Source organism: Bradyrhizobium sp. Kon37, from assembly GCF_055807535.1.
The window spans coordinates 1-311 of the sequence record NZ_JBVVOY010000211.1; the positions used below are offsets into that span (position 1 = coordinate 1).

A 311-nucleotide genomic window follows, 5' to 3' on the forward strand; every position below is an offset into this window, starting at 1 on the left:
TGGACAAGGGGCAGACACCCTTGTGCATCGACACCGACCCGGTGAACGCGACGTTCGAGGGCTACAAGGCCCTGAACGTCCGCCGGCTGAACATCATGGCCGGCGACGAAATTAACTCGCGCAACTTCGATACCCTGGTCGAGCTGATTGCGCCGACCAAGGATGACGTGGTGATCGACAACGGTGCCAGCTCGTTCGTGCCTCTGTCGCATTACCTCATCAGCAACCAGGTGCCGGCTCTGCTGCAAGAAATGGGGCATGAGCTGGTCATCCATACCGTCGTCACCGGCGGCCAGGCTCTCCTGGACACG

Annotated in this window: 1 protein-coding gene; it reads left to right on the forward strand. The window is 60.8% G+C overall.

Annotation, left to right across the window (positions count from 1 at the left end; genetic code table 11):
* Window positions 1-20: 20 nt before the first annotated feature.
* Window positions 21-311 (forward strand): P-loop NTPase family protein (locus AC0L3J_RS37845; RefSeq protein ID WP_473350510.1); only part of this gene is annotated, 291 nt, incomplete at its 3' end.